Source organism: Caballeronia sp. KNU42 (genome assembly GCF_053760385.1).
The window spans coordinates 1,161,986-1,187,793 of the sequence record NZ_CM132390.1 but is presented as its reverse complement, the minus strand read 5'-3'; the positions used below and the strand labels follow the sequence as shown (position 1 = coordinate 1,187,793).

Below are 25,808 nucleotides of genomic sequence, written 5' to 3'. Positions count from 1 at the left end.
ATACAAGGACAGATAGTGGCTGAACCGAAAACTGAAGATGCAGGCTTTTCTTCCGTCGAGTATGTGGAGCGCGTCACGAGCTTTTTGGGGGCAGTGAGCGGCTGGTGCAGAGAACATGGTCTAACCGTGGAACGCGACACTATAACGCTCAATGAAGAGCTAATGGCCCAATATGATGCCCCGAGCCTCTACATAACAAAGGACGGAGTGTCATTGGCCAAGATCCTGCCTGTCGGATCAAAAATCATCGGCGCGCACGGAAGAGTGGACCTGATCGGCCGTGTGACGAGACATGCGTTCCTTTTCTATGTTGGCAACGGTCCGGCGTTTTCGACACGAACTATCGCTGGCGGAAAAACCACAGCCTCGTCGTCGACACCCATGCTTTCTGGAGTCGACGGAGATGGCTGGTACTGGATCGAAGCCAGAGTACGTCGGCCAAAACGCGTTGATGAAAGTCTGTTTCTTGACCTGCTTACGGACGTCTCCGACTATGAATTTTAATAATCCACTGGTTCCCGTCTATAAGGCATTTGCTGTGGCGAACGATTGCTTCAAGGTCGCCACGCGCACGATTCAAATCCAGCACGAAGAACTCATTCGACGCACACAGTTCGTTGAGGCAACTCCGGAGGAAGCAAATACCGCCCTTGAAGAGGCGGCAAAGCAAGCAGCCGACCTTGCCATTTTGGCGCTGTTCGCCACATTCGAGCGGTTCGTCATCGAGCATCTGCAAACGGCGAACCGTCTGCTGGCGGCAGGATATCCGCAGCAGTATGCCAACAAGCTGGCAGAGAAATTCGAAAGTGAAGTCGAGTACTGGCGGTTTAGTGAGATTCTCAACCTCTTCAAAGGAGAAGTTGACCCTGATCTCATCGGGCAGGTGAAGCAAATCAAGCAGTATCGTGATTGGATCGCACATCAAAACCCAAGCAAGCCAACCCCGACGCAGGCCACGCCGGAAACGGCCGTCGATGTCTTAACCAGGATGATCGAGCAAATCCGGCAGACCCACACACCTCCGCCGGAAGAGGAAGCGCTCGAGGCCGACGTACCTGCATAAGCTCTATAGGTGGCGAGTCTGTCGCGAAGCAGCTCTAACATTCGCACGCTTCAGACCCGCACAAACAGACGTTAGCCAAAAAGTGCATGGCGGGTGCTGCCTGAATGTCCGAACTTTCTCCTTGCCTACGTGTAAAGGCGGCGAATCATCCTGTAGTAAATGGCCGGTGTCAATCTGCGATGACCGGCAAAATAGCTCCGGGCATTTTCGCGTAGCGGCGAGCGACGCAGGAGTACGGCGGCGAGACAGAAAGCCGTCTGAACGCTCAGCGATTCGCCGGCACCGCCGTCAACCCATCGAGCAGCGCCTGATGAAACGCCTTCGGGTCCTGCATCTGTGGCGCATGCCCCAGCTCTGCAAACTCAACCAGCTTTGCACCGGGAATCGCCTCCACCGCGCGTTTAGCCAACTCTGGATAACGCCCGAGCGTCGGGCGGATCTCCGGCGGTGCGAGATCCTTGCCGATCGCGGTTGTGTCCTTATCGCCGATCAGCAACAACGTGGGTGTCCTGATCTGCCCAAACTCATACACGACCGGCTGGGTGTAAATCATGTCATAGAGCAAGGCCGAATTCCACGCAACAACATCCTTGCCCGGCCCGCGATACATTCCCGCCAGCATCTGCACCCACGGCTCGTAACGTGAGTCCCAGTGACCCGCGTAATAGGTGGCTTGCTCGTATTTGCGAATACCGTCGGCGCTGGTTTTCAACTCACGCGCATACCAGTCATCGATCGAAATGGACGGCACGCCCTTCGCCTTCCAGTCCTCCAGCCCGATGGGATTCACCAGCACGAGCTGCTCGGTCTCTTGCGGATACATCAGCGCATATCGCACCGCAATCATGCCGCCCGTGGAATGCGCGACGAGCGTCGCCTTTTTTACGCCAAGCGCCGCAAGCAACGCATGCGTATTGCGCGCCAGTTGCTGGAACGTGTACTGATACCGCACCGGCTTGGTCGATTTGCAAAAGCCGATCTGGTCCGGTGCGATCACGCGATAGCCCGCTTCCGTAAGCACGTCGATGCTCTCTTTCCACGTCGCCGCGCAAAAATTCTTGCCGTGCAGCAGGACCACGGTTCGTCCGTTAGGACGCTTGGACGCGACGTCCATATACGCCATGCGCACGATTTGCCGCTGCGATGAAATCGCGAACCGGCCCACCGGATACGGATAGTCGAAGCCCTCGAGTTCGGGGCCGTACGCAGGACCATCGTTGTCGGAGGGCGTCAGCGATGAAGCGAGCGAGGGCGGGGACGCGGCCTCATCGTTGGAGGCGGTGGAAGCAGCGAAAGCAGGCGATGCAATCGATACGGCTAAAGCTAAAACAGCGCAAAGCATGCGGCTGATCGAAGTCATGGGCGCGGAAGCTCGCAAATGGAAACAAGGGAGAAACCGGCAAAGTCGGACGCGGCCGTCGCGACCGCACGCATGCACCATGCGACGGCGGAGGGATTCTATCGCGTGTGAGTTTTGGCCGCCGACCGCATGAATATCGTTGATACCGTCGCCAGGTGACGATCCTCTGCGCCTTACGCCCTCGACAAAACCCGTCCCCCCCACCCCGCACGAAAATCCGCTTCACGTTTTTGCATCGCTACTGGACGCGCTCAGAGCTACCTGTTGGTCGTTGGTCCGGAGCCAATCTATTCTTCAAGTCGAGCTTTAAATCCATTCATGCGGTGCGTCATCGGAGAGACACCGATTTTCGACGCCAGCAGGGCATTTCAGGGTCAGCCGGTGTCACCACCCGCTACCGGCAACACAGTGCCGGTGATATAACCTGCCTCGTCCGAAGCGAGGAACAGAATCGGCGCGACCTGTTCATCGATGCTGCCATAGCGCTTGAGAAAGGTCGATTCTGTGACCTGCCTGACCGCATCGCCCATCCAGACTTTTTCCTGCTCGCTGTCGCCTGCGGTATTGCGCGGCACCCGTCGCGCAGGCGCGTCGGTGCCGCCCGGCGCGGTGGCGACCACGCGGATGTTGTGCTCGGCGTACTCCATCGCGAGTGACTGCGTCATCGCGTTGACCCCGCCCTTGGCCGCCGAATACGGTACGCGACGAATACCGCGCGTGGCATTCGATGAAATATTGACGATGGTTCCACTGCCGCGCTCAAGCAGGTGCGGCAGCACTGCATGGCAGGCGTACAACGTGGGCATGAGTGAACGCCGAATTTCGGCGTCAATCTGCTCAGGTTCGAACTCAGCGAATGGCCGCATGCGAATCGCGCCGCCGACACCATTGATGAGTATGTCGATGCCGCCAAACTGGCGCACGGCAAAAGCCATCGCCGATGCCGCGCCTTCGTACGTCTCCAGGTCAGCGACAAACCCTGCCGTGTCCGCCCCGCTGGCCTCGGCGGCTACTTCGGAGACGAAGTCCGCGCGGTCCACGAACAGCACTTTCGCGCCCTCGGCCGCCGCGCGCAGCGCCACCCCTCGGCCAATGCCCTGCGCCGCGCCGGTGACGACCATGACCTTGCCAGCAAATCGTTGCGTGCTCATGCGGTCCTCGGTGCTGCGTTGGGAGTGAACTTCTCGTAGTGGAAGCTGTTGGGTTTCACGCCGTTATCGTCGAAATACTTACGCACTGCATCGACCATCGGCGGCGGCCCGCAGAGGTAAACGTCGACGTCACCCTCATTCAAGGCCTCGGCTGGCATGTGCTGAGTCACCCAGCCCTTGGCCGGATGGGTTGACTCCGTGTCGGCCACCACGGTGGTGTAGCTAAAATTCGGCAACTTCGCCAGGTAGGCTTCGATTGCATCGACCTGCACCAGGTCAAGGTCTCGGGTCACGCCATAAATCAGGTGTACCTTCTGCTGCGAATCGGCGCGGGCCAGCACTTCCAGCATGGACAGGAACGGAGCCAGGCCCGTGCCGCCGGCGAGGAACAGCAACGGCCGCTCAACGGCACGCAGATAGAAACTCCCCAACGGCCCGGTCAACTCCACCTTGTTGCCCGGCTGAGCGGATTCGAGCCAGGTGCTCATCACGCCACCGGGAATCCGCTTGATCAGAAAGCTGATTTTCGATTTCCCCGGCGCCGATGAAAAGGAATACGAACGATGCTGGCCACTGCCGGGAACATCGATATTGACATACTGACCCGCCAGGAAAACAGGTGCGGCCGTATCCACGTCAAGTTCGAGCACGACGGCCGCATCGTTGTGCGGCTCAACCGTCGATACCGTCGCGGCAAACCTGCTCTGTTCAGTCTTGCAAGCAGTGGACGAGGCCGGCACTGCGATCACGCAATCGCTTTGCGGCACCATCTGGCAGGTGAGTACGAGGCCACTCTCCTTCTCGCCCTCGCTCAGCGCGTCGTCAATGTAGTCGTCGCCAAGGTCATAGCTGCCGCTCTCGGCGCGGCACTTGCAGGTGCCGCACACGCCATCGGAGCAATCCATCGGCAGGTTGATCTTCGCGCGAAAGGCGGCGTCGAGCACCTTCTCGCCCGGCTTGCAGGCGACGAAGCGGGTCACGCCGTCCTCGAAGTTCAGTGCAATGTTGTAGCTGGACATGCTGTCTCCTCTACTTCCAGTTTCCTCCCGGCGCTCGACATCAAACGTGATAAATGTCGAGCACCTGGCGGATGTAATCGTTCTTCAGCACAATTTTCTTGGCTGAAATCAACCATGCGTCATCGACCTTTCGCAGGGTGACGAACATGGTTCCGAAAAAATGGTCGTTCATTCTGTAGCGGTGGCTGAGCGTGTTGAAGTTGTAGCGCACGTCCACTTCGTTGCCGCGTTCGGCCAGCACTTCCACATTGGTGACGTTGTGGCTGGTACGCGGCTCAGGCATGGAAGCACCACTGCGTTCGGTTTTGATGCGAAATACCCGGTCTTCGAGGCCACCGCGGTTCGGGTAATACATCAACGAAATCTGGCTCTGGTGGTCATCGGTGAGCTGGTCGTCGTCATCCCACGCCGGCATCCAGTACGTGACGTCCTCGGCATAGCAGGCTAGCCACTCGTCCCATTGGCGGTCATCGAGCAGGCGTGCTTCGCGGTACAGCACGGCGCAGATCTTTTGGCAGTCGATGCTCATACCAAAGCCTCCCCTTGTTCCTTTTTCAGTGCATCGCGCATCACGTGCACCCAGTATTCGTGCTGGCACACAAACAGGCCTTCGTCTTCGCTGCGCTCGCCTGAGATAACCGGTTCGATACCCATGCTCTTCGCATTCGCGTCCGGCCCATCGACCCACAACGGCGCGCCGCGCGACAGGTCGTTCCACAACGCGGTAGTGCCCGCATAACCCGTTTGACAAGCGCGGAACTCTTCAAGGTCGTCAGCGGTGCCCATTCCCGTGACGTTGAAAAAATCTTCGTACTGACGGATCCGGGTGGCGCGGTCGGCCGCGCTCTCACCCTTCGGGGCAAAGCAGAAAATGGTGACCTCGGTCTGGTTCACGCTCAAGGGGCGCACCACGCGAATCTGGGTGCTGAACTGGTCCATCAGGAACACGTTCGGATACAGGCAGAGGTTGCGAGTCTGGTTGACGATGAAATCCGCCTGTACTTCGCCCACGCGTGCCTTGATTTCTTCACGATATTGATAGACCGGCCGCACTTCCGGGTTCATCGTCTTGGTCCACAACAGGATGTGGCCGTGGTCGAACCCGTACACGCCGGCGACCGACTTGCTCCAGCTGTTCGCATCCACCGCCTTGGTGCCGTCGACCTTGCGCCGGTCCATCGTCGCGGCGTAGTTCCAGTGCACGGTGCTGACGTGGTAGCCGTCGCAGCCGTTCTCCATCTGCATTTTCCAGTTGCCGTCGTAGATGTACGAGGAGTTCCCCCGCAACACTTCAAGCCCGTCAGGAGCCTGGTCGACGATCTGGTCGATGACTACCTTGGTCTCGCCGAGGTAGTCTTCCAGGGGCAGCACGTCCGCGTTGAGGCTGCCAAAGAGGAAGCCGCGATAGCTCTGAAACCGCGCGACTTTTTTCAGGTCATGCGAGCCGTTGGTGTTGAACTGCACCGGATATTCGGTCGTCTTCGCATCCTTCACTTTCAGCAGCTTGCCGGTATTGGCGAAGCTCCAGCCATGAAACGGACAAGTGAAGGTGCCTTTGTTGCCGTGCTTTTTCCGGCACAGCATCGCACCCTTGTGTGCGCAGGCATTGATGACCGCGTGCAGCTCACCGCCCTTGTCGCGAGTGACAACCACGGGCTGGCGGCCAATCCAAGTGGTGTAGTAATCGTTGTTGTTGGCGATCTGGCTTTCATGCGCCAGGTACACCCAATTGCTCTCGAAGATGTGTTTCATCTCGAGCTCAAACAAATCGGCGTTGGTGAAAATGTCGCGGCGGCAACGGAATACACCGTTTGATTTGTCATCCTGAACGGCGGTGTGCAGCAGTTCATCCAGCTGTTTGGATTTGTCGATAATGGCGGACATGAGTGCTCTCCCTCACGTGCTCCAGGCGATGGAGCGCGCGCATAGGTGTCAAAGGATTCTTGCGGAGAATTGAGCGGCAGCAGTGGGGCGACGCAGCAGCCGCGCTGAGCAGTTACGCCGTGGCCGACGCACGCGGGCGGTGGACCAGCTGGTTGTCCTTGCCCTGAACCAGCGGAGTCAACTCGATGTTGAACTCGATGTCCTTGTACGTGTCAGCCTTCATTTCCAGCGCAGTGCCTCCGCTCTTTTCGACCACATGCGGAATCAAATCCTCGCGCGTGGCGTAAGCGAAATCGTCCCAAATCAGCGGGTCGCCTTCGATATTGATTTGAGTCGTCAGCTTGCGGTGCTTATCGCTGGTGACAAAGAAGTGCACATGCGCCGGACGGTCGCCATGGCGCGCGAGCACGTTCAACAGCTGCTGGGTCGCGCCCTGCGGCGGGCAACCGTAGCCCACCGGCATGAGCGTACGGAATTCGTACTTGCCGTCGACGCCAGTTCTGACCGCACCGCGCAGATTGAACGCGCTCTGTGCGCCGGTCGGGTCGAAGTGCGAATAGAAGCCTTGTGAGTTCGCGTGCCAGCATTCGACCACCGCATCCGCGACGGGCTTGCCGTCCGGGCCGTTGACCGTGCCACGGATGACCAGCGGGCCGGCATCCTGGTCGGGATCGATATCAATCCTGGACACGCCGTCGCGCACCGGCGCGCCGGCGACATACAGCGGACCTTCGATGGTACGCGGCGTGCCGCCGATGTCGGCTTCCTTGTCCTCGGCATCCATGCGAATGTCGAGATATTTTTCCAGACCAATGCCGGCGGCAAGCAACGCCGCTTCGCCGTCCTGGCCGAGCTTGTTGAAATAGTGGACGCCGGCCCAGATTTCATCGGGCGTCATGTCAAGGTCGTCGATGGCCTTGAACAAATCGCTCAGCAGGCGATGGACAATCTGCTTGCCGCGAGCATTGCCGTCCTGGCTTGCGAGGTTGGCAGCGGCCTTCAGCAGCTCCTGCACTTCCTTTGTATCGAACACTTGCACGCTCATGTCTGCTCCTGAACTCTCTATTTTTCGATGGGGTTAACCCTTGATTCAGCACCGACTTGAATATGCTCAGAAGGTATAATTTGGCGCTGAAGCAGGTGTAAGTGGAGAATAATGGACGCTGGAAAGCCCCGTCCAACACTGATTTAGTATTGGTCTATATCCAGGAGGTATTGAGATGGAACTGCGGCATCTTCGCTATTTCGTCGCGGTAGCCGAAGAACGCAATTTCACGCGGGCGGCCGAGCGGCTGCACATGGCCCAACCGCCCTTGAGCCGTTCGATACAGCAACTGGAAGAGACGCTCGAGGTTCAGCTATTCCAGCGCGACTCGCGTCCGCTGAAGCTGACGGAGACAGGCAAGTTCTTCTATGCCCATGCCGTGCAGCTGCTGGCGCAGACCGCCGAGCTCGAATCAATGACGAGGCGCGTGGGCAACATCGAGCGCAGCCTCTCTGTCGGTTTCGTGGGGTCGACGTTGTACGGCATGCTGCCAAAAATCATCCGGCGTTTTCGCGACGAGAACGCGACAGTCGAACTCAGCCTCCACGAGATGTCGACGATGGACCAGATCAGGGCGCTGAAGGACGGCCAGATCGATATCGGTTTCGGCCGTATCCGGCATGAGGACCCGAACATCCGCCGGGTAATTCTTCGCGAGGAGAAGATGATTGTTGCCCTCCCCGAGGGACATCCCCTCTCGCTCCTCAAGCCCATTCTCGCTCTCAGCGACCTGGTGAGCGAAACCCTGATCATCTTCCCCAAGTCGCCGCGGCCCAGTTATGCAGACCAGGTGCTATCGGTATTCCAGGACCGTGGTCTCAAGCCCCGGCGGATATATGAAGTACGAGAGCTGCAGATTGCGTTAGGACTTGTCGCAGCGGGGGAAGGCATTTCTGTCGTTCCGAGCAGCGTGTACGGCCTGAAGCGAGACGATGTGAGCTACAAGGAACTGGACGACCCCACTCTGGTTTCGCCCATCATCATGAGCATGCGCATGCTCGACGAGTCGCGAGACATCCGGGAAATGCTTGAACTCATCTATCGGCTCTACGCGGAGGAAAAGATATCGTATGCACCCCGTATTGAAGGGGGGCGGTGATAAGCATCATACCTCGGGGGTATGACACTAGACGTCGATGGTGTTGGACAGGCGATTCCTGGGCGCGCAATACTTCGGCAACCCATCCACTCCGCCATTTCAGGTATGAACGCCCACATCACCTCCGTCGAAGCGATTCTCGTAGACCTCCCGACCATTCGCGCGCATCAGCTGGCAATGGCGACCATGCAGCAACAAACCCTGGTTATTGTGCGTCTGCGCTCAAGCGATGGCATTGAAGGTATTGGCGAAGCCACCACGATCGGTGGTCTGTCGTACGGGGAAGAGAGCCCCGAAGGCATCAAGCTGACCATCGACACTTACCTGGCGCCTGCAATTATTGGGCACGATGCGACCAACATCAACGACGCAATGCTCAAGCTAAACAAAGTTGCTCGAGGAAACCGGTTTGCCAAGTGCGCGATTGAAACAGCGCTGCTGGACGCTCAGGGCAAGCGCCTGGGCGTCCCGGTTTCAACGCTGCTGGGCGGCGCTGTCCGAAAGACACTTCCGGTCCTTTGGACGCTCGCCAGCGGGGACACCCAACGCGACATCGAGGAAGCGGAAATGCTCCTCGCGGAGCGTCGCCACAATACGTTCAAGCTGAAGATTGGCCGGCGTAGCGTTCGTGATGACGTAGCGCACGTATCGAGAATCAAAGCTGCGCTTGGCGACCGCGCCAAGGTCACGGTAGACGTGAATCAAGCTTGGAATGAGGTTGACGCAGCGCTGGGAATCGAAGCGCTCGAAGCCGCCGGCGTCGACCTCATCGAGCAACCCACTCCGCGAGAACAGCGCGGAGCGCTCGCCAGACTTGCAGCGCGTTTCATCGTGCCCATCATGGCCGACGAAGCCGTGACCGGCCCGGAGGACGCCCTTGAACTCGTGCGCGGCGCATGTGCGGACGTGTTTGCATTGAAAATTGCGAAGTCCGGTGGAATCTACGGAATGTTGCGCACTGCCGCGATTGCGGATGCGGCCGGCGTGTCTCTGTATGGCGGCACGATGCTTGAGGGCAGCATTGGGTCGATCGCATCGGCACACGGATTCGCCGCTCTTCCACAGCTTGCCTGGGGTACAGAGCTGTTCGGGCCGCTATTGTTGAAAGACGACATCGTCACGGCCCGCCCCCAATACCGGGACTTCGATCTTCATATGCAGGAAGGGCCGGGCCTCGGCCTGCATATCGATGAAGACAAGCTCGCTTTTTACCGTCGCGACAAAAATATCTGAGCGCACAGTCAACCCGGCGCCCACAACATGGACGCATCCGATTGTTGTGCTGGCGGACCTGAGAGACCCCTACTTTTTGAATGAGAGACCTATGCTTTATCTCGTAAGAATGGACGTACACCTGCCGCACGACATGCCAGTTGCCCGGGCCGACGAAATCAAGTCACGGGAAAAGGCCTACTCGCAAGAGCTCCAGCAGCAAGGCAAATGGCAGCAGCTGCATCGCGTGGTCGGTGAGTATGCGAACTACAGCGTTTTCGACGTCGACTCGCATGACGAACTGCATACCATCCTGTCAGGCCTGCCGTTGTTTCCGTATATGACGATGAAGGTGACTGCGCTCGCACGTCATCCCTCGTCCATCCGCTGAAGCGGCAAACGGATGCCGTGAGAACGGATGCCGTGAGTCAAGAGATCCGGGCGAATGATGCCGCGCGAGCGGCAACTTGAGACGCCTCGCCCAGTAATGCGGTCATCGAGCCGCAGGGGCAGAGACAATGTCGATGACTAACGTTAACCCTAGGTTTTTCAAAAGCCCGTTTACTGTATCTTGCTACATAGTTTAGTGTTATGTACTAAACATAAGACTAATGGGCATATGATGGGCGTAAGCGGGCTACTGTCGCTAGCGACGCACGCGCGTCAGGTACAAGAAATTTACAACTGAGAGAACGCAGTGAAATCCGCCAGTAAAAGAGGGCCCGTCGGCGTGAGTCCGTATACGCTTCAAAACATTGACGTCGCAATTAACCATCTCGAGCGCGTTCTGTGCTCGGAGGGTGCGAATTCATTGTTTGCGCAAGCTTACTGGCGCGGCCGGGTTCTTCAGGCATATGCGACGCGGGGGCTGATGCGCACGCAACAGGAACGGTTGCAGCGATTGCTTGACCGCCTCGCAGCTGCTACCACGGATGTGAATGCCCGGGAGCCGGTCGTTTAGGAATTCTTCATCGATGCATCGCCGGACCGGCGGCGGTCCAAGGCGGCAGCTTCAAATCGCTGCATGAAAACCAATGATTTTCCCGCGCTCTCCGCGCGCCTGCGTACTACAGTAAATTTGTCGTCGGGACAGCGCGCCAATGAAAACGCATTTTCTGCAACCAGACTCTCTCCTCGCTATCTGGCGCACGTTGGCGGTCCGACGTGACCTTGCTGACACCGCATTTGAACTCAGCCCGGCCGGCGATATTCTGGTTCGGGACGAAGACCCCTGGCATCAAATATTCAAGACCGACGTGTTCTGCCAACTCGCCACCCAATTGGGTCCCCGCGTGGCGTTACGCCTGCCTGTCGTCACCCGGACTTTCGGCGTCCGGGTTCCCGATATGGTCTGGATGCCGGAGGAGAAGTGGCCCGACGATGATGCAGAGCAAGAGGCCGATCCCCTGGCCTTCGCTCCGGACCTGTGCGTGGAGGTACTGTTCGGCAATGCCGTCTGCGCGGCCAGTCTCGACAGCAGGACCCACGCCTACCTTTGCAGCGGAGCGGAGGAGGTCATTGTGGTGGGCGCCAATGGCGCCGTAGAGTTTCGTGGCCGCGAAGGTGTGCGCAGCCGCTCGGTGTTCAACGTAACGCTTGACCTCGGTACCTGCCTTCTTCCGTACGGTCGGACCGTGACGGCGCCCGCTGCTGTTTCGCTTCGCTAAGGCGCCTCGCGAAGACAGTTGCTCGCACTTCAGTGCTACGGCGTGGACAGTCCAGCGACATGGTTCACCGCCACCGTCCGGCTGTCCGCCATAGCCAGTTTAATCACCGTCGGGCAGCCTGCCCTTCGTCCGACGTCGTCATTTCTCCAGGGCGGCGCAGCATCTTGTCGACTTCGCCCGCGTGCATCTCTTCAATATGGATCATCTGACGGGCGAACTCCTCGAGCGCAACGGAGCGGTCCTCGACTAGCGCGAGCAGTTCGCGATAAAGCCCCAGCGCGAGGTTCTCGGCTTGCAGCGACTCGCGGAGAATCGAAGCGATATCGAATGTGTGCGAGTCCAGGAGGGGACCGATCGCAAGCGACGGATAGGCGCCCAGCGTGGTGATCCATTCTCCGACCTGCTGGGCGTGCAACAGCGATTCGTCGGCCTGCTCGCGCAGCCAGGATCTGATCGGAATGCGCCCGAATCCGAAAATGAGAAACGAATAGTGCGTATATCGAACGACGCCGGCCAACTCGGATTCGAGAATCCGGTTCAGCACCGCAACAACGTCTTCCTTGTCGATCTCTGCCATTTGGCATCTCCTTTTTATGTCACTGCGACAGACGCAGTCAGCGATTCGCCTCGTATCACCCCATGGGGTCTTGACGGATATTGATTAAATGTAGTTCCGCAAGGCGATAGCGCAAGGCATTAGTTCGGGCGTACGCGCTGGCCATGCTCGGCACGACGAAGCGTTGATCATGGAAATGGCCGTCGCCCTCACCACTGAAATTTCCGATCAGCTCGGTACAAGCGTATTTAATTATTTACATCCACTCAAAACCGACTGCGAATTTCAAGCAGCAGCATGGCAAGATGCTCGCTGCTTGGACGACTGAAAGGTCTTTGAGCCATTTGCCAACGATATCGATACACTCAACATCAACGGCGACGCGCTCGTGATCGCCCACGACACCGCGCGCCTCTCCGTTTCCGGCGACCTGGAAATGTACGGGAGAAGACCGGTTTGATCACGGCGCTGGCGCTGCAAACGGCGGCAAACGCCATCGTCGATGCCTTGCAGAATGACGCAAGCCCACCCGTGAAACTCGCTGTGAACCGCTGAAGCCAGCGGCAAGACGGATAATCCGTTCATCCGAGCGTAAAAAATTGGCTGGAGAAGTAACTTGATTGAATGTCACATTGCACCGAGTCCGCTCGGCCATCTTGCGTATCGCGCGGAGGACGACTACCTGACGGGATTGTTCTTCGTCGGGCAGAAGCACTTCCCCGCCGGTCTCATCGATACGGGTCCGCCCAAGTCACGTGCAATCATGATGGCGATGGAACAGATCGCCGAGTACTTCGCCGGTGAGCGCAGCGTGTTTTCGGTACCGCTGCGGCTCAATGGCACCGCGTTCCAGCAACGCGTGTGGGCGGCGTTGCAGGAGATCCCGTTCGGCACCTCGTGGACCTACGGCGATCTCGCGCGCCGGATGGGTGTGGCCGCGGGGGCGTCGCGAGCCGTGGGCGGAGCGAACGGGCGCAATCCGGTGGGCATCATCGTGCCGTGTCATCGCGTGATAGGCGCAGATGGCGAACTGACCGGCTACGCGGGCGGCGTGGAGCGCAAGCAACATCTGCTGACGCTTGAAGGCGGTCCGGGACGCGCGCAACTCACGCTGTTCTGAACGTACGGGCATCAAAAAAACCCCTGCAAGCGCTACGCGCTTGCAGGGGTTTTACGCTTCCAGACGCCTGGCAACGGCGCCCGGAGTGTTGAACCTGCTACACCAATTATTGCTGCGTGCTGACGCGAATTTCCACGCGGCGATTCTTGGCGCGGCCAGCAACGGTCGAGTTCGACGCGACCGGGTTCGCTGCGCCAAACCCTTGCGCCGTGTAGTTTTGCGAATGCAGGCCATGGCTCTTCAAATACTGCATCACCGATTCAGCACGGCGTTGCGACAACTGCCGGTTGTGCGATGCCGAACCCGTCGAATCCGTGTAGCCCGCCACTGCGACCTGACGCAACGTCACGCCCTGCGCAGCGGATACGAACTCGTCGAGCGTATCGCTGGCTTTTGCCGTCAGCGTGGCGCTGTCGGTGGCGAAATTGGCGTCGCCGCTCAAATCGATCTGGCGGGGCATTTCCGGCGCCGCCTGCGGGACCGGAGCCGGCGCGGGCGCCGGCGCGACTTCAGGCTGAGCGGGCGCGCCGCACTGGAACGTCAGGATGCGCGGATCGGCCGCATCTTCCGACTGTGCGCGCAGGCGTTCCATGGTTTCGAGCTTGTATGCGGGCTTGTCGCCGCAAATCTTCTGGGCCTGCTTCACGCAAGCTGCCACGCCTTCGAACAAACCGTGACATTCCACGCGATACACCTGCGCGCCATTGGAGGTCTGGATCTCGTTGGCGTTGAAAGTCGGACCCGAAGCGGTAGAGCAGCCAGCGAGTGCGCCGATTGACAACAGACCTGCAGCGATTAGTTTATTGGACATCTTGTTTACCATTCTTAAATTGACGTGTGACTGAGATATCGAGACAAATGCGTACTGGATGGGCCATCAGACAGTTACCCGATTTTCACAGCCACCTTATTCGCCTCAAGCCTTCGATCCGGATCTTTAAAATGATCTGGAATCCGAAATCGCGCGGCATGTTAGCACGCGAAAACTAGCATTTCTAACTGGATAATTCCTAATTAGCGAAACACTTTCGAGCAATTTTTGAAACAACCGATAAACGTGAATAATCAGAAAACATTTGCGGCGCTATTACCGTGCGGGAAATAAAAAACGGCCGCGAATGCGGCCGTTTTTTCACACTTGGAAATGCACTGAGCGCGATCGATGCGCGGGCGGAAAAGGCAATATCGGGATATCTGATCCGTCAAGCGCGCTTCACTTCGGCAACGGCATCAGGTCGACATCCGACTGGCGTTGAAGATCCTGCACCTTGGTTTGCAACGCCCGCAGTTGCGCTTGTGCGGCATCCTGTTCCGCGCGTAGCGAACGGATCGCTTCCTGCTGTTCCGCCTGACGGTCGGCGACCTGGCTTTGCTGCGCCCGCGCGACATCGAGGTCGGCCTGCAGACGATTCGCGCGCCCTTGCTGGACCGCGATCAGCCGGTCAGCAAAGCTCTTCTCGGCTTCGAGCTTGGTCCGGCGGATCTCGGTATCGGCGAGCGCGGCGCTGTTCTTGGCAAAGTCCGCGTAAATCGTTTCCGCTTTCGAATCCACTTGAGTCTTGACCACGCGCCAGAATTTCTTTTGTTGAAACAATGCAATATAAAACGTCATTTCATCGGGGTAAAACAGCAAGCTCGCGCCATAGCTGCCGTTATACGTGGTGCGCAATTCCTTCACCCGTCCATCCCGAATCATTTGCTGCAGTTCCGCGACGTTGCCATTTACTGATGCCTGCGGTTCATCGGCTGCGCCGTTGGTCAGGAGACTGCGGCGCGCGCTTGAGTCCCCGAGTGCATCGGCTGCCGGGGCACTGCCTTGCATGGGCGCTGTGGGCCCGGCGGCACACGCTGCGCCGCACAGGACGAACCATGCCAAGACCAGTGCCCCGCCTCTCGTTGTATTGTTGGAGTTCATGGTATTTCCGGGTTGAACGCAATTAAGAATGCGAAAGCACCGGAATTATGGCAGATAGAAAAGCCAAAGCGCAAAATGCGTGAGGAGGCTTTTTATAGTCTCACCATCGCCTGAAAACACTCCGCGGTTTGAAACGATTTATGCAGCGATTCGTGTAACGGCTGATTGGGAACTTCACCGACGCAGTGCATCGAGACGCCAGCGTTCTTTACAGATCGTGACGCAAGCGCACGTGATCCTGAACGCGCTTCGGGGCATGCGTGTCGCCTGGCATGTCGATAGGGGAGAAGATGCGTCCGTCAACGGGTGATGTTGGCACGCCGGAAAAGATGCCGCGATCCGCCTTGAAAGCTAGTGGCGCGTTGGAGTAGATACCCGGGTCGACGGAGGTCGCAGCCTGGCTCGGCGAGACCTGCAACAAACCGCCCAACGCAATCAGGCTGGTGATGAAGAATACTGAACGGACATGCAAAGACATGAGAGGGACTCGCCGCAAAAAATGCCTGCGCGCGAATGATCATTGAACCGCGTACTCGTGACAGGCGTGAACCAGTTGTGGAACCTGCGTGCGCCAATAACAGCGCTCGCAACCAACCAGCATGAGACCATCACCGTGCCGCCCGGACCATGAGCGAGTTCCGAATTTCTCCTCGATTGCGGCTATCGTTTCAATTCTTCGAGAGTCAGTTGATCCAGCGCAAAGCCATCGGCAACAAGACCGGCACCACGAATGCGGTGAACAAGCCGTTCAAGCCCATGCCGAGGCCGGCGAACGCGCCCATTTCGTCGCTGACCTGGAAAGCGCGCGCCGTTCCTATGCCATGCGACGCCACGCCCAACGCGAACCCTCGCACCTCGGGCTCTTCGATACGTAAAACATTGAGGATCGTGCGCGCCGATACCGCCCCGAACACGCCAGTACAAATCACCAGCACGGCGGTCAGCGACGGCAGGCCGCCCAGCCGCTCGGCTATGGCCATCGCAATCGGCGTGGTCGCGGATTTGGGCGCGAGCGATATCACCGTCACGCGCGACACGCCGAATAACATCGCAACGGCGGTCGCGGACACGATCGCCGTCAACGACCCGGCGATCAGGCCGCCGGCCAGCGGCACGGCGGCGCGACGCAGCTTCGGCAGTTGCCGGTAGAGCGGCAGCGCGAGCGCGACGGTCGCCGGCCCGAGCAGGAAGTGGACGAACTGGGCGCCCTGGAAATAGGTCTGATACGGCGTGTGCGTGATGCTCAGCACAGCAACGACCAGCGCCACCGCAATCAGCACGGGGTTCGCAAGCGGGTTGAACCTGGCGCGGGCGTAGATGCCTTGTGCGATGAGGTACGCGAACAGCGTCGTGGTCAGGCCGAGCAGCGGTGTCGCGGCGAGGTAGACCCAAAGGGCGCCGAGTTGTGTCATGGCGTGGTCCTCGATGTCATGAAGGCGTATTCACGCGCGCCCGGCTCATCTGACGACGCAGCTGGCGCCGCATCAGCGCCCGCGTGACAAGCGCGGTGACGGCAATCGCAAGTGTCGTGCTCACCACCAGCGCAACCGCGATCCCGACCCCTTCGCCGCGTACCTTGCCGGCGGCGGCCATGATGCCGACGCCCGCGGGCACGAACAGCAAGGACAGATGCCGCAGCAGCTCGAGCGCGGTGGGCTCGATCGAATCGACGGCGGCAGGCCTCATCAGCAGGTAGCCGAACAGCAGCAACAAACCGATCACAGGCCCGGGAACGGGTACGTGCAAGCCCATCGAAAGGCCTTCTCCGAAACACTGGAACAACAACAAGGTAGCAAGGGCGCGCAGCATGACGGAGGAGTCGAGTGGTGTTTGACGAATTGAAGCGGTGTGGCCTGGATGATGACACGCCTCGCGCCCGGCATTGTGCGTCGACAACCCGACCGGGCGCGAAAAGTGCACGCGATCAGGCTGATGCGGCAGGGTTTCGGATCAAGCCCTCATCTCCCGTTTCGAGCCGATTTAATCACCGGGCTAAATCGACGCCGCCATGAAAATTCACAAATACCGGCATCGCTCGCCATCTCGGCGATAATCCGTTCCTACGCGACATACGCACGAGCCGGGCGACGATACGATACGAGATCTCCATGACCGACCAAGCCACATCATCCAGCCGCACCGATCCTGACCCGAGCACCGTAACAACCGGCGTGCCCGGCCTTGACGACATTCTCGGCGGCGGCCTGATCAAGGGCGGCTTGTATCTGATCGAAGGCATGGCAGGAGCGGGCAAGACGATCCTGTCCACGCAGATCGGTTTTCATCGCGTGGCCGAGGGTGACCCGGTGCTGTACATCACGCTGATCGCGGAGTCGCATTCGAAGCTGCTGTCGCATCTGAAAGGGCTGTCGTTCTACAAAGCCGACGCTATCTCGGACAAGATGCTGTTCGTCTCCGGCTACCACGAACTGATGCGCGACGGCCTGAACGGTTTCCTCGCGTTGATCGCGTCGACCATCAAGACGAGCCGCCCACGTTTCATGGTGATCGACGGGTTTCGCAGCGCCCGCGAATTCAGTTCCACCGAGCTGGAGCTGTCGCAGTTCATCCACGAATTGAGTGCGTTCGTATCGGCTGCAGGCTGCACCACGCTGATCCTCGCGCCGCTCTCGGGCAACGAGCCGCATCCGGAACACACGCTCGTGGACGGCCTGGTCGAACTCAACCGTTTCGCCACCGGCATGCGGCGCGCGCGGGAAATCGAAGTGCATAAACTGCGCGGCCGCGATCATCTGCTGGGCCGCCACTTCTTCAAGATCACCGCCGACGGCCTCGTCGCTTTCCCCCGCCTGGAAGCGCGCGCGATGCTGCTTGAAGGAGCGCCGGACCTGAAGTCGAAACTGGCGTTCGGCCTTCCCGACTTCGACGCCATGCTCGGCGGCGGCGTGGTGAAAGGCTCGACCACGACGCTGATCGGGCCATCGGGGATCGGCAAGACGCTGCTGTCGCTGAAATTCCTCGAGGCCGGCGCCGCTAACGGCGAGCGCTGCGTGTATTTCGGCTTTTACGAGTCGCCGGAGCGGCTGGTCGCGAAGGCGGAATCCGTGTCGATTCATCTTGCCGATGCAGTCGCCGACGCTCGCCTGATCGTCGAGTGGCGGCCGGCGGTGGAGCTCGCTATCGACGAACTCGCGGCCGAGCTGATTGCGGTGGTCAAGCGCGCGGGCGCGTCGCGGCTGGTGGTGGACGGGATTGAAGGGTTCCGCGATTCGGCGAACCGCACGGAGCGTTTCGGGCTGTTCCTGAACGCGCTGACGCACCGGCTGCGCCAGGAAAGCGTCACGACGCTGCTCACCGAGGAGCTGCCGCTTTATGCCGACATGGTGCATGGAAGTTCGGTCCGCGCGTCGGCGATGACGGAGAACATCGTATTGATGCGCTACGTGGAAACCACCACGTCGCTGTACCGGATCGTCTCCGTCGTGAAGCAGCGCGAAAGCGCACACGATCCGTCCATCCGCCGCTTTGTCATCGATGAAAACGGCTTGCATCTCACGGACGGTCTCATCGGCACGACCACGTTGTTATCGGCGCGCGGCACGATCCCGCTCACGCTGCCCGACCAGGACACCGGCGCGCGGACATGAAAAAGATCCTCGTCGTCGACGATGAATTCGACCTGCTGACCACCTGGCGGCTTGTGCTCCAGATGGAAGGATACGAGGTCAGTACGGCGTCAAACGGCTTGTTGGCGCTTGAGTCGGTGCGTGCGAATCCGCCCGACCTGATCATCACGGACTGGATGATGCCCACCATGGACGGCGTCGCGCTATGCCACGCGCTCGCCGCCGACGACACCCTCGCGCAGATCCCCGTCGTGCTCTCCAGCGCCGCCGCGCGCACGCCGGCGGTCACGCACCCGCACCTCGAATTCCACCGAAAGCCGCTTTCCATCGATCAGCTCGTCGACATTGCCGCCCGCCTGATCGGCACGGCTTGAGGGAGGCCCGCTTAGAGCAGCCCGCCGCTTGGGCACGATCCCTGCTGAACCAAACGCTTCCGGTGAGCCGGATTCTTCGATAAACCGCTTCAACCAGTACGGGAGGCACCATGGTGCAGGATCAGGTAGAAGGCGCGGCGCAAACCGTCGTGGGCAAGGTGCAGGATGCGGTCGGCGGTTTGACCGGCGACACGGCGACACAAGCTGAAGGCAAGGCGCGCCAGGTGCTCGGCAAGATTCAGCTTAACTACGGCGAAACCATCGACAACGTCCGTGAGGCGGTCATCGCGAAGCCGATCAATGGCGTGCTCGTCGCCAGTGCAATCGGATTCGTGCTCGGCGCGATCTGGGCACGGCAACGGTAAATTGGGCACCACAGGTTGTGTGAGAAGTTTTGCGAAAACCGGCTGGCCCTGCTGAAAAGTGCGGCCGGTTTTTTTGGGTCCTGATCGGCTCGTTTTCAGCCGGGCTTCACGGATCGGGGCGGTTGGTGATATCTTACATAATGTAAACTTGATAGGAAAACGCCATGACAATCACCGCGAGCCGTATTTCTGACACAGAATTCCTGGTCGACCATACGGTTTATACGTTTTCGGACAGCGCCGTGGCCGACGCGTTTCGGCGTTGCATTGCACAGGATTCGGTCGATTCGTGCAGCGCGAAACACGCGCCGACGTCGTCACGCACTGCGAACGATGCTGCCCCGGACCTTGGCGCCGGCAGCATCAATTCTCCGTCGCCAGGCGACATGCCATGACCCGTTTTGCATAAAACGGGCGCTGCTCCCGCTGCTCGATTACTTCGACGGCTTATCGCGGCTTGTGGTCCTTGTCGTTGGTCGCGGGCATCGGTTCCACCGACCCCGGCTTCGAAACACCCTCCGGCTCCGAACTGTGCGACCCGAACCCGCCGCGGCCGCTCGCTTCGGGCGTATTGCCGCTGCCCAACGGGACTTCGGCAGTCTGTTTCGGATGCTGCGTGAGATCCCGGCCGTCAGGCTCACCGGGTTCAGCTTTCGGGTTCGACGACAGCGGCGCGTCGGCCGGTCTCACGCCTTGGCGCGCGTCACCGCCGGTTGCCGCCCCGCCCGGCAGGTTACCGCCGGAGCCGCCGCCGCTCGCGCCGCTGCCGGAGTCGCCAAGCGGTTTGCGGTTATCGAGGTCGCGTTGTGTCGTGGTCGGTTGCGTCGTGGTCATTGTGTGCTCCTGTCCTGATGGTTTGAGATTCCATCAATCGAGCAACCGACGTTCCTTGTCGCGCATTCCCAGGTCTTTTCCCGCTCCGCGCGACCGGCGCATTAAAGCGCGGCTACCGCGCGGAACGCGAATCCGCATTCCGGCGATTTTGCCGCGTCACCCAGGCCGCCAGCAGATTGGGCACGCGCGGCAGCGCGTGCGGCCAGTGCACGGCTTCCTTCGCCAGTTGCGCCACGATGCCATGCGAACTGAACTGATCCAGCGCCAGACGCATGATCAAGCGGCGCGCGATCGGCCACACGTCGATATCCGGAGCGATCCGCCGCGCCATTTCCTCGATGCTCTGCGCCGAGCGCGCAAGCAACGCCGCCCGGGACGCGATGCCCGTGTGCGCATCGCCGAATGCATGCTCGAGCGGTCCTTTGCCGAGCGCCGTGAACAGATCGGCGGCTGTCCGATGCCGATGGGCATCGCCGGCAAAACGCTCCGCCTCCCGCCGATACGTCGCTTCCACACGCACCGCGTGTTGCTCCTCGTGCTCATCGGGCCGGCCATGCCGCATGTGTTCACGCGCAGCCGCCTTGTGATCGCCATGCAACAACGCGTGCGAGCCGGCCACGAGAAAACTGCGCTCGTGCGCGGCGAAAAACGTGAGCGGCGAATCTCCGTCCAGCACGAGCGCACCGAGGCTGTCCGGCTCGATACTGACCGCGGCGCCCGCCGCTTCCAGGCCGGCGTGGAACACGCCCTCGCCGAGCGCGGTCTCGAAAAATACCTCGATCCATGTGGCAATCAATTGGGCCGGGTCCAGGCCGCGGGCGCGCAACGCCTGGGCGTCCGAAAGCGGCACGCTGCGCACGAAACGCGTGACGAGCACCGTGTCGCTGCAAAAATCCCAGAGCACTTCGGGCACGACGACGCGCGAGTCCTTGTTCACCTCGCGCAAGCGGTAGCGGAGGAAACTTTGATCGGCAGCGCGCTGGCGCAAATCGAGCATTCCAGTAATCGACTCCGTCAAACGTGCAATCAGCGCCCCGACGTTCTGCTCGCGAACCTCACGTGAAAATCGCCCGGCCAAATGCGCCGCCGAGTTCGCCACGTCCAGGTCTTGCACCAGTTCGGTGCGTGTATCGGTGCGAATCAACGTGACACGCACTGCGACTGGCGGTTTCGCCAGCGTGGATGCGGGGGTCGTGTCGAGCGCGATCAGCGCACGATGCGTCTGCTGCGCTATTCCAAAGCGTTCAGGCTCGGCGTCCACATCGATCAACGCGGCAGAGCGGCCCGGCGGCAACGCGATCTCCAGCGCCTGGCGCAGCGACGCGTCTTTCAACGGCGCCTTGAGGCTGTCCAATTCGGCGAGCGCGACACGCACCGCCGTCTCAGCCAACCCCGGATGTTGCGCCAGCAGGCCCGATGTCATGGTCAGCACACCGGACAGGTTCTGCAACACCGGCACCCGCTGCGCCAGACTGGCGGCGCCACGGCTGCGCACGCCCGCGGCGAACGAGCGCAGGACACGATGGATCGGGGCGTCGGCTGCGGATTTTTTGCGGCTTTCGCGAACGAACAGCATTGCGAGGCGCCAGATTGCACGCATGCGCGGCGTCATCGGTTCATCCGGTACATGCTTGAGTAGCTGATTTTCCGCTCCTTGGGTGAGTTGGATCGGGTGGACGGCAGGGAGCCGGCGCGGGTTAAACCACGCGAGAATGATCGTTGCCCAATTCAGCTTGGTCACGCAAGCATTTGGAGAGTTTCGTGGATAACCCCCAAGGTCACCAGCGGTGGCCACCGAGTTGAGCAAGATAAAGCAGATTGGTCCAGTGTGTCGAACCTGGACTGGACGACCTGCGGCATTCATTGATGAGTGCACGCATGTCATTACATTCCGAAAGCTGATTCTCCAGCAGGTGTCTCGAGCAGTTGCTCTTCACTGAGGCTGTAATTCTTGAAATGAACAACCACGTTGATAGCCTGATACTTTAAATGAAATTTTCTTGGCGCATATCAATTCGCGGCATTGTTTCGGATTTCGATCTTTAATGACGGGCGATTTTTACCCAATATATGGGCTAATAATCCGCTTTGGCCGTGAAATCACGATGTCATAGCCACACGTTAAAATCCATCAAGGCCGCCTCGTGCGGCTTCGTGCGGCTCTTTCCAACCAACACTGCCCGCTCAGGCCAGTGCAGCAAGGCGCGCTTCCACCAATAGCGATCCCTGCAGCATTTCCCAAGATGCGTCAAAATGTGCAACGAACTGCGGATTTGATTCACTTCGTCATTTGAAGACAAAGCCCATCGAACGAGCGAGACAAGCATGCAAACATTTAATAGTTTCTCTTTGGAAAATTTTCATTGGATCTGCGAATAATTTGCACATCTTGAAACTTTGAATATGAGTCGCTTTATCGAATCCGGAATGACGATTACCAACATGCACCTTTGATCATGAGCGAAGTCCGGTTAAAAGCTGCAACGAGCCAAAAATTCATTTCAACGCAGTAAATATGTTGGCCGGCCGGATCGGCAACTTTCACGTTTTCATGCGAATTGTTTTCTTCGTACGAGCAAGGTTGACCGAAACGTCCAGAACGGGATCCATTCAGACACATTGTTTCCTTCTCCTGTCTGCCTGCGCGGGATAACGTCCAGCTTCGCAATGATTCATCGAACAAATTGCTTTCATGATTGGTACGTTTAATGCTTATTGCACTGAATCGAAACAGTCTCCTTCGGGTCCACCTGATTATCACTATGCTAACTACTCCAGTGATCGAAACACACCTCAGTGCCTTTCATGACGTCATTGCAGAATGCACCGACCTCAAAAGCCGTGTTGAGACGGAGCGCGTGGCGGTATCGGCTATATCAGCTGCAATTGTCAACGCGAGTGGAACGCTCGTCAGGCGAGGTTACATGACGCAGCAAAAGGTGGAAGGACTGACCCTCTCGATAGAAGAGAACGCGCTCGACCTGAAAGCCGCGCTCGATGAAGTCGATGCCTCCATTCGCACGGCCATTGGCCCGGTCGAGAAATTCGCCGCAGTGACGGAACGATTGAGGACGGCCCAGAGAGGGGCGAGTCGGGTTCACTTCACGGCGGCATCGGGTCAATCCGAAACGCCGGAAGCATCGATGTTCGATTTAATGGCGGCCCAGCATTCGGCCTTGTGCGAGCATTTGCTGGAAAGCGTGCGGGAACTGGCCAACAAAGCCGCCTACCGGCTCGACGACCTGCGGGAAAGGATCGACCGGCTGCAGTCGTCTTATGGAGAAATCACGGCGGCGATGGCTTCCTGAAGCGGCGGCCGCGAGGCGTGCGTAACGTTACGTAGGTTACGGTAGGTACGTTGGGAACGTTACGTCGGCTGGAAAAAGAGGGTCGGCCGGGAGAGAAGGTGAAGGTGAACCCGTCCGACCGTCGACGAATACGGGCCGCTCAGACTCCCTGTCCGGCATCGCAGCGCAAAAGCGCCGGAGGTGCTCTGCACAGCGCGCCCGGCTGCCTCTGCCAAGTTCTTTGCCGCGCTTGTTCGCCCGCGAACGCACGGTGAAAATGGAGGATTCCGCATTGCACCGTGGCGTGCTATCGTTTTCATGCCGGAATCAGAACGTCCGGCACACGTCAATCATCTTCGTGAGCTCCGCCATGAACGATGTACGCCACAATCTCAGCCCGACCGACCGCGTGGAATTGCTCTGCTGGCTTACCTGCGGGAGCCTCGGCGCTTATTATCTGAACGGGTCCTGGCCCACTGCTGCTTTTCACGTGCAAGCCGCTCACAAGTGGCTGGACCGGCATAAGCGCCAGGCTGAATGGCTCGCCATCGCGAAGCTCTCAGCCATTGCAGCCGATCTCGCCCAGCGCCACTCGGAACTCGTGGATGCCGACTGGGCCCGTGATGCCGTGGAAGAAATTCTCGACAGCGACGACCTCAACTATCAATCGGAGTTGGTGTTGCGCGTGCTCGATGAATGCAAGCGCGCGCTCGCCGACAAACGGCCGGCCGACTGACGCCGCCAAAACCAGGGGGCCTTCGTTGCTTGAGAATCATCGATGCGACGAAAGCCCCTTCTTTAAAGCAGCTTCTGCTGCATTGTTTGAACGCATCGGCTTCAGAACCTCGTGCGCATGCCGATCCGGATTGCCGTTGACGAATCCCCCGAGCCGACATACACCCCGTTGGAAAACACGGGTGCCGAGCCACCACCGAGAAACACTGGCGCGGCTCCCCCCGATACCCGCAAGTAGGTAGCGCTGGTGTAGACGTCCGTGCGCTTGGACAGTGCATAGTCAAGCAGTAACGTCCCGTTCTGAAACTTCTGCCCGCCAAGCTTGCTGTACCAGTAGCCGCCCATCAAGGTCGTCGCAGGGGTGAACTGAAAGACCTCGTTGATCTCGTAGGTCGGCATCGAACCGTTGTCGCGGGCGATGCGAAAGTGGGTATCGGTGAAGAGCAGCCGTGTGAGGCTGGGTCCATACCGGTAGCTCGCGCCCGCGCCGATCGTGCTGACGCTCGTGGCCACGACCGGCGCCCCCGACAAGTTCGGAAACAGCGTGGTACCCGCCTGCGTCGGGGCGTTGAGCCCGAGGTCATGGGTATCGGTGTAGGCGACGCCAGCCTGGAACGGGCCACCGTCGTAGCGCGCGCCGAACGCGATTACGCGCCCGGTCCCGGCCGATACCGATTGCGAAGGGAACGCATAGAGGGCGCCGAATGAGAAACCATAATAGGTTGGCGACTTGTACTTGACCGCGTTGTTGATGTGCAAGGTGCCGGCCAGATGATCGAAATCGCCGGGATGCCAGGAGTATTGACCGGCGTACTGCCCCATCGCGAACTGCGTGAGATTGTCCCAGAAGAAGTCGTATTGCTTGCCGAGCGTGAGCGTGCCATGAGTGGTGTCGGTGAGGCCGACCCATGCCTGGCGGCTGAACAGCACGCCGGACTGGACCATGGTGCCGTTATATAGGTTGAAGCCATTTTCCAACTGGAAGATAGCCTTGGCGCCGCCGCCAAGATCTTCGCTGCCGAGCAAGCCCCAGCGATTCGACTGGATCGAGCCATCGTTCGCCACGAAGGTTGCGTGCCCATTCAGATTGCTGAAGTACGTGATACCGGCGTCGATAACGCCGTACAGCGTGACACTGCTCTGCGCGTAAGCGCAGGGGGCCGTGATCGCAGATATGGCCAATATAGCGGCGCTGCAAATGCCCTTCTTCATCGCGTTGTCTCCATCAGGTTTTTTTATGCAAAGCGGTTCCCCGCCCCTTCGTCGAGGGGATGCCGGGCGTCGCATGACGACTGCTAAAGGATCTTGGTACGACTCAAACGGTGTGACTCGAGTGCTGCGGATCACTCCAGGGATGCGGAACAGGCGAAGCGAGGCAGTCGCGTCGCCGCCGGGTTATCCGGGTTCTTTCAGGTACCGCGTGCGGCTCATCGTGGATAAGCCGAATGCCAAACGCGGGCAAACGTTCGTCGGGCAGATCGAATGTCGCCGACGCGTATCGTGCCCCGCGTACCTGCGCTAAAACAGCCGGTCAT

29 protein-coding genes are annotated in these 25,808 nt (G+C 59.4%); 14 read left to right on the top strand and 15 right to left on the bottom strand.

What is annotated here, in order from left to right:
* Positions 1 to 15 precede the first annotated feature (15 nt).
* Complete coding sequence (locus ACSOSP_RS36485) at positions 16 to 504, top strand: hypothetical protein (RefSeq protein WP_455313886.1); 489 nt, start codon at positions 16 to 18, stop codon at positions 502 to 504.
* Entirely contained in the window at positions 494 to 1,063 is a 570-nt protein-coding gene (locus ACSOSP_RS36480; RefSeq protein ID WP_455313885.1) for a hypothetical protein, read from the top strand. The genes ACSOSP_RS36485 and ACSOSP_RS36480 overlap by 11 nt, the downstream gene beginning before the upstream one ends.
* Before the next feature lie 265 nt (positions 1,064 to 1,328).
* Here ACSOSP_RS36480 and ACSOSP_RS36475 read toward each other — a convergent pair whose 3' ends face one another.
* From ACSOSP_RS36475 to catA, 6 genes are all read right to left on the bottom strand, one after another.
* A complete protein-coding gene (locus tag ACSOSP_RS36475) occupies positions 1,329 to 2,423 on the bottom strand; it encodes an alpha/beta fold hydrolase (protein WP_455313884.1) in 1,095 nt (364 codons plus the stop codon).
* 374 nt (positions 2,424 to 2,797) lie between these two features.
* Positions 2,798 to 3,574: a benzoate diol dehydrogenase BenD gene (gene benD, locus ACSOSP_RS36470; protein WP_455313883.1), complete on the bottom strand. Its 777-nt coding sequence runs from the start codon at positions 3,572 to 3,574 to the stop codon at positions 2,798 to 2,800.
* Positions 3,571 to 4,593, bottom strand: a complete 1,023-nt coding sequence (gene benC / locus ACSOSP_RS36465) for a benzoate 1,2-dioxygenase electron transfer component BenC (protein WP_455313882.1) — start codon at positions 4,591 to 4,593, stop codon at positions 3,571 to 3,573. The genes benD and benC overlap by 4 nt, the downstream gene beginning before the upstream one ends.
* Positions 4,594 to 4,633: 40 nt before the next feature.
* Positions 4,634 to 5,122 (bottom strand): benzoate 1,2-dioxygenase small subunit, encoded by a 489-nt coding sequence (gene benB, locus ACSOSP_RS36460; protein WP_455313881.1) that lies wholly within the window; start codon positions 5,120 to 5,122, stop codon positions 4,634 to 4,636.
* Complete coding sequence (locus ACSOSP_RS36455; protein ID WP_455313880.1) at positions 5,119 to 6,477, bottom strand: Rieske 2Fe-2S domain-containing protein; 1,359 nt, start codon at positions 6,475 to 6,477, stop codon at positions 5,119 to 5,121. Before ACSOSP_RS36455 ends, benB begins: the two co-directional genes overlap by 4 nt.
* Before the next feature lie 112 nt (positions 6,478 to 6,589).
* Positions 6,590 to 7,522, bottom strand: coding sequence for a catechol 1,2-dioxygenase (gene catA, locus ACSOSP_RS36450; RefSeq protein ID WP_455313879.1), 933 nt, complete (start codon positions 7,520 to 7,522; stop codon positions 6,590 to 6,592).
* A gap of 175 nt (positions 7,523 to 7,697) precedes the next feature.
* Between catA and ACSOSP_RS36445 the strand changes: the two genes are divergently transcribed.
* The 4 genes from ACSOSP_RS36445 (at position 7,698) to ACSOSP_RS36430 (ending at position 11,500) form a co-directional block, all read left to right on the top strand.
* A complete protein-coding gene (locus ACSOSP_RS36445; protein ID WP_455313878.1) occupies positions 7,698 to 8,621 on the top strand; it encodes a LysR family transcriptional regulator in 924 nt (307 codons plus the stop codon).
* 105 nt (positions 8,622 to 8,726) lie between these two features.
* Entirely contained in the window at positions 8,727 to 9,854 is a 1,128-nt protein-coding gene (locus ACSOSP_RS36440) for a muconate/chloromuconate family cycloisomerase (RefSeq protein ID WP_455313877.1), read from the top strand.
* Positions 9,855 to 9,945: 91 nt separating this feature from the next.
* Complete coding sequence (gene catC / locus ACSOSP_RS36435; RefSeq protein WP_455313876.1) at positions 9,946 to 10,224, top strand: muconolactone Delta-isomerase; 279 nt, start codon at positions 9,946 to 9,948, stop codon at positions 10,222 to 10,224.
* Positions 10,225 to 10,933: 709 nt separating this feature from the next.
* Positions 10,934 to 11,500, top strand: coding sequence for a Uma2 family endonuclease (locus ACSOSP_RS36430; RefSeq protein WP_455313875.1), 567 nt, complete (start codon positions 10,934 to 10,936; stop codon positions 11,498 to 11,500).
* A 103-nt stretch (positions 11,501 to 11,603) separates the two neighbouring features.
* Here ACSOSP_RS36430 and ACSOSP_RS36425 read toward each other — a convergent pair whose 3' ends face one another.
* Positions 11,604 to 12,077, bottom strand: a complete 474-nt coding sequence (locus ACSOSP_RS36425; protein ID WP_455313874.1) for a ferritin-like domain-containing protein — start codon at positions 12,075 to 12,077, stop codon at positions 11,604 to 11,606.
* A gap of 169 nt (positions 12,078 to 12,246) precedes the next feature.
* Between ACSOSP_RS36425 and ACSOSP_RS36420 the strand changes: the two genes are divergently transcribed.
* Both ACSOSP_RS36420 and ACSOSP_RS36415 read left to right on the top strand, forming a co-directional pair.
* On the top strand, positions 12,247 to 12,384 hold the full coding sequence (locus tag ACSOSP_RS36420; protein WP_455313873.1) for a hypothetical protein: 138 nt from the start codon (positions 12,247 to 12,249) through the stop codon (positions 12,382 to 12,384).
* A gap of 288 nt (positions 12,385 to 12,672) precedes the next feature.
* Positions 12,673 to 13,176: a methylated-DNA--[protein]-cysteine S-methyltransferase gene (locus tag ACSOSP_RS36415; RefSeq protein ID WP_455313872.1), complete on the top strand. Its 504-nt coding sequence runs from the start codon at positions 12,673 to 12,675 to the stop codon at positions 13,174 to 13,176.
* 106 nt (positions 13,177 to 13,282) lie between these two features.
* Here ACSOSP_RS36415 and ACSOSP_RS36410 read toward each other — a convergent pair whose 3' ends face one another.
* From ACSOSP_RS36410 to ACSOSP_RS36390, 5 genes are all read right to left on the bottom strand, one after another.
* The gene (locus ACSOSP_RS36410) at positions 13,283 to 13,987 is read right to left on the bottom strand and encodes an OmpA family protein (protein WP_455313871.1); all 705 of its coding nucleotides are present in this window, start codon (positions 13,985 to 13,987) and stop codon (positions 13,283 to 13,285) included.
* A gap of 402 nt (positions 13,988 to 14,389) precedes the next feature.
* Complete coding sequence (locus ACSOSP_RS36405; protein ID WP_455313870.1) at positions 14,390 to 15,091, bottom strand: DUF2968 domain-containing protein; 702 nt, start codon at positions 15,089 to 15,091, stop codon at positions 14,390 to 14,392.
* Between the two features lie 208 nt (positions 15,092 to 15,299).
* Positions 15,300 to 15,569 (bottom strand): hypothetical protein, encoded by a 270-nt coding sequence (locus ACSOSP_RS36400; protein ID WP_455313869.1) that lies wholly within the window; start codon positions 15,567 to 15,569, stop codon positions 15,300 to 15,302.
* A 205-nt stretch (positions 15,570 to 15,774) separates the two neighbouring features.
* Positions 15,775 to 16,503 (bottom strand): LrgB family protein, encoded by a 729-nt coding sequence (locus ACSOSP_RS36395; RefSeq protein ID WP_455313868.1) that lies wholly within the window; start codon positions 16,501 to 16,503, stop codon positions 15,775 to 15,777.
* A 16-nt stretch (positions 16,504 to 16,519) separates the two neighbouring features.
* Positions 16,520 to 16,900: a CidA/LrgA family protein gene (locus ACSOSP_RS36390; RefSeq protein ID WP_455313867.1), complete on the bottom strand. Its 381-nt coding sequence runs from the start codon at positions 16,898 to 16,900 to the stop codon at positions 16,520 to 16,522.
* Between the two features lie 299 nt (positions 16,901 to 17,199).
* On the opposite strand from ACSOSP_RS36390, the gene ACSOSP_RS36385 reads away from it, so the two are divergent.
* The 4 genes from ACSOSP_RS36385 to ACSOSP_RS36370 all read left to right on the top strand — a co-directional run bounded on the left by ACSOSP_RS36385 (position 17,200) and on the right by ACSOSP_RS36370 (position 19,812).
* Positions 17,200 to 18,699, top strand: coding sequence for an RAD55 family ATPase (locus ACSOSP_RS36385; protein ID WP_455313866.1), 1,500 nt, complete (start codon positions 17,200 to 17,202; stop codon positions 18,697 to 18,699).
* The gene (locus ACSOSP_RS36380; RefSeq protein ID WP_455313865.1) at positions 18,696 to 19,052 is read left to right on the top strand and encodes a response regulator; all 357 of its coding nucleotides are present in this window, start codon (positions 18,696 to 18,698) and stop codon (positions 19,050 to 19,052) included. Before ACSOSP_RS36385 ends, ACSOSP_RS36380 begins: the two co-directional genes overlap by 4 nt.
* Positions 19,053 to 19,162: 110 nt before the next feature.
* Positions 19,163 to 19,417: a CsbD family protein gene (locus tag ACSOSP_RS36375; protein WP_455313864.1), complete on the top strand. Its 255-nt coding sequence runs from the start codon at positions 19,163 to 19,165 to the stop codon at positions 19,415 to 19,417.
* Between the two features lie 164 nt (positions 19,418 to 19,581).
* A complete protein-coding gene (locus ACSOSP_RS36370) occupies positions 19,582 to 19,812 on the top strand; it encodes a hypothetical protein (protein ID WP_455313863.1) in 231 nt (76 codons plus the stop codon).
* 52 nt (positions 19,813 to 19,864) lie between these two features.
* Here ACSOSP_RS36370 and ACSOSP_RS36365 read toward each other — a convergent pair whose 3' ends face one another.
* A complete protein-coding gene (locus ACSOSP_RS36365; RefSeq protein WP_455313862.1) occupies positions 19,865 to 20,251 on the bottom strand; it encodes a hypothetical protein in 387 nt (128 codons plus the stop codon).
* Positions 20,252 to 20,363: 112 nt separating this feature from the next.
* Positions 20,364 to 21,863 carry an AarF/UbiB family protein gene (locus tag ACSOSP_RS36360; RefSeq protein ID WP_455313861.1) on the bottom strand — a complete coding sequence of 500 codons (1,500 nt, stop codon included), beginning with the start codon at positions 21,861 to 21,863 and terminating at the stop codon, positions 20,364 to 20,366.
* A gap of 1,312 nt (positions 21,864 to 23,175) precedes the next feature.
* On the opposite strand from ACSOSP_RS36360, the gene ACSOSP_RS36355 reads away from it, so the two are divergent.
* Both ACSOSP_RS36355 and ACSOSP_RS36350 read left to right on the top strand, forming a co-directional pair.
* On the top strand, positions 23,176 to 23,559 hold the full coding sequence (locus ACSOSP_RS36355; RefSeq protein ID WP_455313860.1) for a hypothetical protein: 384 nt from the start codon (positions 23,176 to 23,178) through the stop codon (positions 23,557 to 23,559).
* A 349-nt stretch (positions 23,560 to 23,908) separates the two neighbouring features.
* Complete coding sequence (locus ACSOSP_RS36350) at positions 23,909 to 24,274, top strand: hypothetical protein (protein ID WP_047845755.1); 366 nt, start codon at positions 23,909 to 23,911, stop codon at positions 24,272 to 24,274.
* Positions 24,275 to 24,375: 101 nt separating this feature from the next.
* On the opposite strand, the gene ACSOSP_RS36345 is transcribed toward ACSOSP_RS36350, so the two are convergent.
* A complete protein-coding gene (locus tag ACSOSP_RS36345; RefSeq protein WP_455313859.1) occupies positions 24,376 to 25,485 on the bottom strand; it encodes a porin in 1,110 nt (369 codons plus the stop codon).
* Positions 25,486 to 25,808 lie beyond the last annotated feature (323 nt).

What these genes read in the sequence shown, in the direction of transcription:
- ACSOSP_RS36480 (WP_455313885.1), top strand. Translation starts at nt 494, where the DNA reads ATGAATTTTAATAATCCACTGGTTCCCGTCTATAAGGCATTTGCTGTG.
- ACSOSP_RS36475 (WP_455313884.1), bottom strand. Translation starts at nt 2,423, where the DNA reads ATGACTTCGATCAGCCGCATGCTTTGCGCTGTTTTAGCTTTAGCCGTA.
- benD (WP_455313883.1), bottom strand. Translation starts at nt 3,574, where the DNA reads ATGAGCACGCAACGATTTGCTGGCAAGGTCATGGTCGTCACCGGCGCG.
- benC (WP_455313882.1), bottom strand. Translation starts at nt 4,593, where the DNA reads ATGTCCAGCTACAACATTGCACTGAACTTCGAGGACGGCGTGACCCGC.
- benB (WP_455313881.1), bottom strand. Translation starts at nt 5,122, where the DNA reads ATGAGCATCGACTGCCAAAAGATCTGCGCCGTGCTGTACCGCGAAGCA.
- ACSOSP_RS36455 (WP_455313880.1), bottom strand. Translation starts at nt 6,477, where the DNA reads ATGTCCGCCATTATCGACAAATCCAAACAGCTGGATGAACTGCTGCAC.
- catA (WP_455313879.1), bottom strand. Translation starts at nt 7,522, where the DNA reads ATGAGCGTGCAAGTGTTCGATACAAAGGAAGTGCAGGAGCTGCTGAAG.
- ACSOSP_RS36445 (WP_455313878.1), top strand. Translation starts at nt 7,698, where the DNA reads ATGGAACTGCGGCATCTTCGCTATTTCGTCGCGGTAGCCGAAGAACGC.
- ACSOSP_RS36440 (WP_455313877.1), top strand. Translation starts at nt 8,727, where the DNA reads ATGAACGCCCACATCACCTCCGTCGAAGCGATTCTCGTAGACCTCCCG.
- catC (WP_455313876.1), top strand. Translation starts at nt 9,946, where the DNA reads ATGCTTTATCTCGTAAGAATGGACGTACACCTGCCGCACGACATGCCA.
- ACSOSP_RS36430 (WP_455313875.1), top strand. Translation starts at nt 10,934, where the DNA reads ATGAAAACGCATTTTCTGCAACCAGACTCTCTCCTCGCTATCTGGCGC.
- ACSOSP_RS36425 (WP_455313874.1), bottom strand. Translation starts at nt 12,077, where the DNA reads ATGGCAGAGATCGACAAGGAAGACGTTGTTGCGGTGCTGAACCGGATT.
- ACSOSP_RS36420 (WP_455313873.1), top strand. Translation starts at nt 12,247, where the DNA reads ATGGAAATGGCCGTCGCCCTCACCACTGAAATTTCCGATCAGCTCGGT.
- ACSOSP_RS36410 (WP_455313871.1), bottom strand. Translation starts at nt 13,987, where the DNA reads ATGTCCAATAAACTAATCGCTGCAGGTCTGTTGTCAATCGGCGCACTC.
- ACSOSP_RS36405 (WP_455313870.1), bottom strand. Translation starts at nt 15,091, where the DNA reads ATGAACTCCAACAATACAACGAGAGGCGGGGCACTGGTCTTGGCATGG.
- ACSOSP_RS36400 (WP_455313869.1), bottom strand. Translation starts at nt 15,569, where the DNA reads ATGTCTTTGCATGTCCGTTCAGTATTCTTCATCACCAGCCTGATTGCG.
- ACSOSP_RS36395 (WP_455313868.1), bottom strand. Translation starts at nt 16,503, where the DNA reads ATGACACAACTCGGCGCCCTTTGGGTCTACCTCGCCGCGACACCGCTG.
- ACSOSP_RS36390 (WP_455313867.1), bottom strand. Translation starts at nt 16,900, where the DNA reads ATGCTGCGCGCCCTTGCTACCTTGTTGTTGTTCCAGTGTTTCGGAGAA.
- ACSOSP_RS36385 (WP_455313866.1), top strand. Translation starts at nt 17,200, where the DNA reads ATGACCGACCAAGCCACATCATCCAGCCGCACCGATCCTGACCCGAGC.
- ACSOSP_RS36380 (WP_455313865.1), top strand. Translation starts at nt 18,696, where the DNA reads ATGAAAAAGATCCTCGTCGTCGACGATGAATTCGACCTGCTGACCACC.
- ACSOSP_RS36375 (WP_455313864.1), top strand. Translation starts at nt 19,163, where the DNA reads ATGGTGCAGGATCAGGTAGAAGGCGCGGCGCAAACCGTCGTGGGCAAG.
- ACSOSP_RS36370 (WP_455313863.1), top strand. Translation starts at nt 19,582, where the DNA reads ATGACAATCACCGCGAGCCGTATTTCTGACACAGAATTCCTGGTCGAC.
- ACSOSP_RS36365 (WP_455313862.1), bottom strand. Translation starts at nt 20,251, where the DNA reads ATGACCACGACGCAACCGACCACGACACAACGCGACCTCGATAACCGC.
- ACSOSP_RS36360 (WP_455313861.1), bottom strand. Translation starts at nt 21,863, where the DNA reads ATGACGCCGCGCATGCGTGCAATCTGGCGCCTCGCAATGCTGTTCGTT.
- ACSOSP_RS36355 (WP_455313860.1), top strand. Translation starts at nt 23,176, where the DNA reads ATGACGCAGCAAAAGGTGGAAGGACTGACCCTCTCGATAGAAGAGAAC.
- ACSOSP_RS36350 (WP_047845755.1), top strand. Translation starts at nt 23,909, where the DNA reads ATGAACGATGTACGCCACAATCTCAGCCCGACCGACCGCGTGGAATTG.
- ACSOSP_RS36345 (WP_455313859.1), bottom strand. Translation starts at nt 25,485, where the DNA reads ATGAAGAAGGGCATTTGCAGCGCCGCTATATTGGCCATATCTGCGATC.